General features: G+C 28.6%; 5 protein-coding genes. All 5 read left to right on the forward strand.

Annotated elements, in window-relative coordinates; translation table 11 throughout:
- Nucleotides 1-766: hypothetical protein (locus ULVI_RS15505; protein ID WP_317039814.1), on the forward strand; the 766-nt coding region annotated here is incomplete at its 5' end.
- Nucleotides 767-921: 155 nt separating this feature from the next.
- The gene (locus ULVI_RS01800; RefSeq protein ID WP_068589017.1) at nucleotides 922-3,975 is read left to right on the forward strand and encodes an NACHT domain-containing protein; all 3,054 of its coding nucleotides are present in this window, start codon (nucleotides 922-924) and stop codon (nucleotides 3,973-3,975) included.
- Nucleotides 3,976-4,178: 203 nt separating this feature from the next.
- Nucleotides 4,179-4,790, forward strand: coding sequence for a hypothetical protein (locus tag ULVI_RS01805; protein ID WP_157632547.1), 612 nt, complete (start codon nucleotides 4,179-4,181; stop codon nucleotides 4,788-4,790).
- 216 nt (nucleotides 4,791-5,006) lie between these two features.
- On the forward strand, nucleotides 5,007-5,546 hold the full coding sequence (locus ULVI_RS01810) for a helix-turn-helix domain-containing protein (protein ID WP_068589022.1): 540 nt from the start codon (nucleotides 5,007-5,009) through the stop codon (nucleotides 5,544-5,546).
- Between the two features lie 92 nt (nucleotides 5,547-5,638).
- Nucleotides 5,639-7,129: a serine hydrolase gene (locus tag ULVI_RS01815; protein WP_068589025.1), complete on the forward strand. Its 1,491-nt coding sequence runs from the start codon at nucleotides 5,639-5,641 to the stop codon at nucleotides 7,127-7,129.
- Nucleotides 7,130-7,425: the final 296 nt, after the last annotated feature.

Genomic DNA, 7,425 nt, shown 5'->3' on the forward strand with positions numbered 1-7,425 from the left:
TCTTATGCAAACCGTTGTACCACATATGACAAAACTGCCTCAAATACTGATTTTACTGATGATTTCTTTCTCTTTACTTAATTGTGAACAGAAAAAAACTGAACAAACCGATTTGGAATTTGAGCAAAAAGTGTTCTATGATTTATTTCCAGAACTTTCAGCAAAAATGTATGATGACATTCGACTAATTCCAACGCCACCACCACCTTCACCAGACTATCTGAATGAAAAAGGTTTTGATACAAAAAATGGATATAACAAAGCACTTGAGCAATGGGAAAAGTCAGATGATTATCGAATTAAACTAAATAACTGGAAAGAAAGACGAGATTCAATAATCAATGATACGACTTTGATTTACATAGCTTTTCCTGATTCAATAAACCGATTTGAAAGAGAAGATATGTATGAATTGATAAATCATTTTAATGACCAAAAACTTGTTGTTGACTCAAAAGACTTTGAACTGGAAAGCGGATTTAAAGTGGATTTTGACAAGCTAAAATCGGATAATAGAAAATTAAGGTATAAACCATTATCTGAATTTCCAGAAAGACGTGAATTTTGGACAACTAAATATGATTTCAACTTTAAAGGTTCATTATCATTTTCTCGAATTTTATTTGATAATACAAAATCGTTCGGAGTACTGAATGCAGGCTTTGCAAAAGGTCGCCTAAATGGAAGTGGCTGTCGAATTTTTATTAGAAAAGACGAAAACGGAAATTGGAAAATTGACAAAATAAAAGGAACTTGGGTGTCGTAAAAAAATACGTGGTACAACACCGTGTATAATTAATGGCTGGTTCTCGCCTACTTACGAAAATCCTCGCGGATTTTCTATCTGGTTTTTATTTGCTAAATTAGGTGCTTAAACACGCCACTAATCATACACAAAACCGTTGGAGATAATTATAACAGATGAACGAAATATCAGAATTCAAGCGCCTAGCGAAGAAAATACAGAATAATAAAGAATTTCAGAAAAGGAATGTATCTGAATTGATTAAAATAATTCCGTTTATAGGAAATTTAATCGAAGAAAATTTATTTGGACCTGAAAGAGATGCCAATTTAGATTCACGTTTTAGCGCTTTAGAAGAGTTGGCTGTAAAAGCACTAAAGGAGGATAATATATCAAAAATAATAAATATTTTAGAGCAACATACATTGATTTTAAATAGGTTCGTTTTTGAAAATGAAAGGTTATTTATTGAAAACGATAAAACATATCTTAGGAGAGTAAAAATTGGAATTTCATTTGTTGAACAAGATACTGTTTTAGCAAAATCAATAATCGGACAATTAAAAAAGAATCAAATAGATGTTGTTTCAAATAATCTAATATTTTCAAAAGAAAATAATATATCCTACAATAAATCCTTACCAAATGATATTGATTCTTTAATTGTACTATATAGTGAAAATTATGAAAAACACAATTGTTCTTCTTACGATCAGAATGATTTTTTGAATAAAGCAATTGAGCTAAAAATTCCCGTAACAACTATTGCTTTTAATGAAATAACTAATTCTAAATTACCAATAGAAAATTCCTTGAATAAAATTTTTGATGCTAAAGAAGTATCACATATTATAGATACATTCTTTTTCGATAATTATATTGAAATTAAGGAAAAAGAACAGGATTTAATTAAAAAATATTCTGACGTAGAAACAATTTTAAAATTATACAATTCAAACTTTCATAAAGTTGAGAGTTATGAGAAAAACAAGATAGGTTTTGAACTTTATGAACTAAAAAATTTAACTGGATCCAGCATCTTTTGTGTCTATCTTTATGAAAATATCTATATTAAAAATACCCTAGAATTTATCCATGAAAACTTTATAAAAAATAACGAAGAATACTTTATTCTTTATCAAAAAAGAAAGCGATATGTTCAAGAAAAAAGAATAGATTATATAAAAAAACTAGTGAGTAAGGACACCAATATATTTTACATAGATGATTTTATATGGGAGAATTTGACATGTTCTTATTTTAATAATAAACAAACATATAAAAACACATCTTTTATTCCTCCAAATTTATCCTATCAAAAAAAGAAATTTGATAATTTTAATTTTTTTGATAATTGGTTATATAAAAAAAACTCTCCAACTTTGATTATTACTGGTTCTGGGGGAATAGGCAAAACAACACTTGCGAAGGAATTAACAAATAGGATTAATAATAGTGCTAACAAAACCAAAGCTATCTATATTGACGCACTAAAAATTTCAAGCTCCATCTTACATTTAACACATAATAATGATAATATTAATTTGTATTCTTTTTATGAAAGTAGTGTAAGTAAAAATTCCGCTCCTTCTTTAAGTTATGATTTATTCAGAATTAACATTGATAACGGAAATCTAGTTATAATAATTGATGGCTTAGACGAGATAATATCTAGACTTGGAGAGCGATTTAATATTACGAACTTCTTTGAAACAATACAAAATTTTACTGATGGTGTAGGAAATGGGAAAGTTATACTTACCTCACGTAATCATTTTTGGAATATCTCAAAATCTTCATTTCCAAACACACAAGAAATCGAAATTTTACCATTTGACAAGAATAAAGCTTTAGAATATTTTAACAACTTGTATCCTAATTCTCCTAAATTAGTAAAGAAGGCTATGAAAATCTCCGAATCAATTTTAGGAGACATATCAAACAATGACTTTATACCATACGCGCTAGAATGTGTTTCTTTTATAATTGAAGATTCTACAGAAAATGGGGATTATTACGATCCAGATTTTAACTCAATTATTTTAAAACAGGATATAAAAAATGATTTTATACTTGGTAAACTTTGCGTAAGGGAAGAGCAGAGAACAGAACAAGTAGCTGTAGATCAACAATTAGCAGTGTTCTATGAAATTGCAAATAAAAATATTCAGAAGAATGAATTTCACAGTGTTTGCAAGAGATTAAAAAAAATAGATATTAACGATAGACAGATTGAAAGTTTTTTATCTCATCCTATTATTGATAGCTCAAGTGATTTCATTAAGTTTAAATATGATTTTTTCAAAAATCATATAAAAAGTATATATCTTAATAATCTATTTAATACAAATGATTTAAAAATTAATAATAATCACATTGATATATTTTTAAATCTAATCTCCTTTAATTCCTCTTTTACTTCCGATATATCTGAAAGAATTAGTATTGAACAAGAAGATTTAGTTTATAGATTCTTAGTTCTTCAAGAAGAAATTAAAAGTAAGTCCGATATCAGTACAGTAGCAAAAAACAAATCTATCTCCTCTCTTTTTATAATTTTATTAAAAAATAATGTAATAAATAATGATTATAATAGTGAATTAAACACAAAATTATTGGTTGAATTTTTTGGAAAAACTGATGGAGTAATAGAATCTCTTAATATAATTGATTTATCCTGTAATGATAATAATAAAATAATATTTGATTTCTCTAATACTATTTTTGAAAACGCGTATATAAGTTCTTATGATTACTTTTGGGAATGTAAATTTGATATAAACACAAAGTTCTACAATTCTAGTTTTTATAAAATTCACAAGAGTAAAAAAATTAATACGGGCGCAAAGGAATCTAATTTTGTAAATATAAAAGGTTCTGATGAATCATTTAAAAGAGTGATTTCAGAATCTAAATTCCTCAACAAAAATAAAGACAGTAAAATTATATCGGATTTACATCAATTTTTCTCTCATTTTTGTAGCAATGGGATTGTAGTGAGAAAAATTTATCCTAAAGTAAATCAATTGTATCAAAGAAAATTTATAAAGCTAGACTCTTTATTGAAAATTTTGGAAAAAGAAAATGTTATTAAGACTTTCTCTTCTCCGAAAAATATTTTAACAATTGAAATATTAGAAAAACATCATCAGGAGATTCTTAAATTTTATTCTAATAGAATTTCAGGAGGTGTCATAAAGGAAATTTTTAATGTTATAAAAAATAAATAACTATCTCCAACAACGGGTATAACTCATAGCTAGGTCGTGGTTTAATCGAAGGTTAGGGAAATTTTGCGAATCCGCCAAATTTTTAAATTTGGCTTTTGCAGGTAAAAATTAAAAACAAAATGTAAAAATTTCTGCTCGTGCTAATTATAAAAGTCCGTACCTTTTAACACGCAACGAGCCATACCCAAACCGTTGCCCACAATATGAAAAAACTGCTGTCAATAATAATCATACTTCTGATGTGCTCTTGTGCAAGTCCGAAATATAAGGTTATTGACTTTGGACAATTTAAAATTACCGTTCCTGAAAAATGGAATAAATACGAAAGAAAAGGAATTGATAGTTATGTTGGCGGAATAATAACGGATAAAAACGATTCGTTAAATTTTGATTTTGGAAGATACTCTGCTGATTTAAGTAGAAGTGATTTTCCAATGGTTTATGATTCTATCGGATTAGCAGAACTCACAAAGAAAGAACGCCAATTATTACCGAAAACCAAACATCTAATTGTCGACGATTTGTTTAAAACAGATGTCGATTTTAAAGAATACTTGCAGTACCAAACTGAATTAGACTCTATTGATTGTTTCAAAGCAAAAATAATTACACCTAGAAACAAGGGTTACGGAGGAACTGGAATATATATTGACAGTTTAACTGGTAGCAAAGAAAAATATAATAAAATCGGAATTGGATTCTATGGATGGTATTTAAACGAAAAAACTCAAGCGGAATTTATCAAAGCATTGAAAACATTACGTTTCGAAAAATACTGTGGGCAACAATGGGTAATGCGCAATGCGGGGGTTTGAGCTTGTTCGAAAATTAAAGGTATCTTTGGTTAACCCGCCAAATCTTTTGATTTGGCTATTTGACACTAAAAAATAATAACAAAATAAAAAGTTTTGGCTCAGTGCCGGCTAGAACAGAAAGTGAAAGCTTACTCCCGCACTGCGCATACCCAAGACCGTTGGCAGTAATTTGAGAACCGAGACAGAGATTGCTAAACTTTAAAACTAAATTTAAAAATGTCGACACTTTTAGAGCATAGAGAAAAACTAAACTTAACCCAAGAAGAGTTGGCTACAAAATCAGGTATTTCTGTAAGAACTATACAAAGAATAGAATCTGGTGTAAAACCAAAAGGGTATACATTAGAAAGTTTATCTAAAACATTAGGAATAAGCAAAGAAGATTTATTAAAAGAAAATAAAGAGCCCGAAAAAATCAACAAACAACTTACTAAATATATTAATTTATCTTCTATAATATTGCTGATAGTTCCTTTTGGTAGCATAATTATACCACTAATTTTTATGCGTTGGAAAAAGGAAATCAATACTGTTACAAAACAAATCGTTTCTATTCAAATATTATGGACATTGTCTTTCCTAATTGTCACAATATTAGTTGCTTTTTTATCAAAGTGGTTTTCTTTTAGTAAAGAAATCATTCCGCTTGTTATGCTAACTTTAATAATAATCAACCTATATGTTGTTATTAGAAACACAGCAGAAATAGAAAAAAACAACAAGCTGTATATTTGCCTGAATTTCAATATATTATAAACACGACAATTTATTGTCGGGAATTTGTCAGGTTATTTTCTCGCTTTCTTAAAAGAAAAAATGAATTTTGCATCAAATATAAAATTCAAATAATGAAAAAACATTTCATACTAATTCTTCTATTATTCATAACAATATTAGCAAATGCTCAAGTTGAAAAATCATCTAAACTAAACAAAACAATAAAAGAAAAAGATAGTCTTCTTTTTAATATTGGTTTTAATAATTGTGACATCATACAATTTAAAGAACTAGTAAGTGATAACTTCGAGTTTTATCACGACCAAGCAGGAATTACAAAATCAAAGGCTGAATTTATTCAAAAAATAGAAAATGGACTTTGTAAGTTAGACTATAAACCAAAAAGAATAATAGATAAAAAATCATTGGACATTTTTCCTTTAAATAATAATGGCGTTTTATATGGTGCAATTCAAACAGGTACACATAGTTTCTATGCTATAGAAAAAAACAAAGAAGAATACTTAACAAGTGAAGCAAAATTTACTCACTTATGGATTCTTGAAAATGGAAGTTGGAAATTAAGTAAAGGCTTAAGTTATGACCATAAAGACATTGACAGGCCAATTGACAGCAAATTATTATTTAGCGACAAGGAAGAAACAGAAAGATGGCTAGAGCAAAAGAGCATTCCTGCATTAGGAATTGGATATATTGAAGATGGAAAGATTAAACAAATTAGTGTTTTTGGCGAATTAGAAAAAGGAAAAACAGCACCCAAAAACACGATTTGGAATGTTGCTTCATTAGCTAAACCAATTACTGCTTTTGTAGCCTTAAAACTAATTGATTCAGGTAAATTAAGTTTAGATGAAGATTTATATAAATATTATATAGATCCAGACATAATTAATGACCCAAGAGCAAAAAAACTAACAGCAAGAATTATTTTAAGCCATCAAACAGGATTTTCTAATTGGAGAGGAAATAATGAAAATGGTAAATTAAGTTTTGAATTTGAGCCAGGAACAAAATATCAATATTCAGGAGAAGGATTTGAATACTTAAGAAAGGTATTGGAAAAGAAATTCAATAAAAGTATACAGCAATTGGCAGACGAATTAATCTTTAAGCCTCTTAAAATGTTTAATACTAATTTTGTTTGGAAAGAACAATACGAATCTAGGTTTGCAAAATGGCACACAGAAAAAGGAGGAGAATTATATCCTATCTTAAAAAACAATACTGCAAATGGAGCAGATGATTTATTAACAACTATTGAAGACTATACAACATTCGTAAATTATCTAGTAAATGGAGCTGGTCTATCCAAAAATTTATTTAAAGAGATTGTATCTGAACAGGTTAGAATAAACGATTTTAAACATTTTGGTTTAGGTTGGTGGATTGATGAAAATATTAATTCAAATAAGGATTTTGCAATGGTTCACGGAGGAGATGATATAGGAGTACATACAATCGCTTTTATTATACCAAAGACAAAACAAGGTCTTATAATATTCACTAATAGCGACAATGGAACTGGCGCTTTTCAAGAAGTCTTGTTAAAATATTTAGAAGAAAACGGACAAGGAATAATGGAAGTAGAAATGAAAAGATAAAAACTACTGCCAACACTGTATATAATTTATTGCTAGCTTCTTGCCTACTTGCGAAAGTCCTCGCGGACTTTCTTAGTCGGTAATTATTTATTAAATTAGTTGCTAGAAACACGCAACAAACCATATACAACAACGTTATGCACGATGGCTCCCGTGACGTAATATTCTCCAAGCATTTCGCAACTGAAACTAAAAGATTACGCTGAACTGACAAGCCGCACGCAATCTGAACGCCAAATAAAACTTCTGACTTAAAATCGTTCGCAGCGAAACCGAAGCGGAAACTTAATGGAAAT

Source organism: Cochleicola gelatinilyticus, assembly GCF_001637325.1.
GTDB classification, from domain to species: Bacteria; Bacteroidota; Bacteroidia; order Flavobacteriales; family Flavobacteriaceae; genus Cochleicola; species Cochleicola gelatinilyticus.

Excerpts from the sequence above, each read along its gene's own strand:
- ULVI_RS01815 (WP_068589025.1), top strand. The coding sequence starts at position 5,639 with ATGAAAAAACATTTCATACTAATTCTTCTATTATTCATAACAATATTA.
- ULVI_RS01810 (WP_068589022.1), top strand. The coding sequence starts at position 5,007 with ATGTCGACACTTTTAGAGCATAGAGAAAAACTAAACTTAACCCAAGAA.
- ULVI_RS01800 (WP_068589017.1), top strand. The coding sequence starts at position 922 with ATGAACGAAATATCAGAATTCAAGCGCCTAGCGAAGAAAATACAGAAT.
- ULVI_RS01805 (WP_157632547.1), top strand. The coding sequence starts at position 4,179 with ATGAAAAAACTGCTGTCAATAATAATCATACTTCTGATGTGCTCTTGT.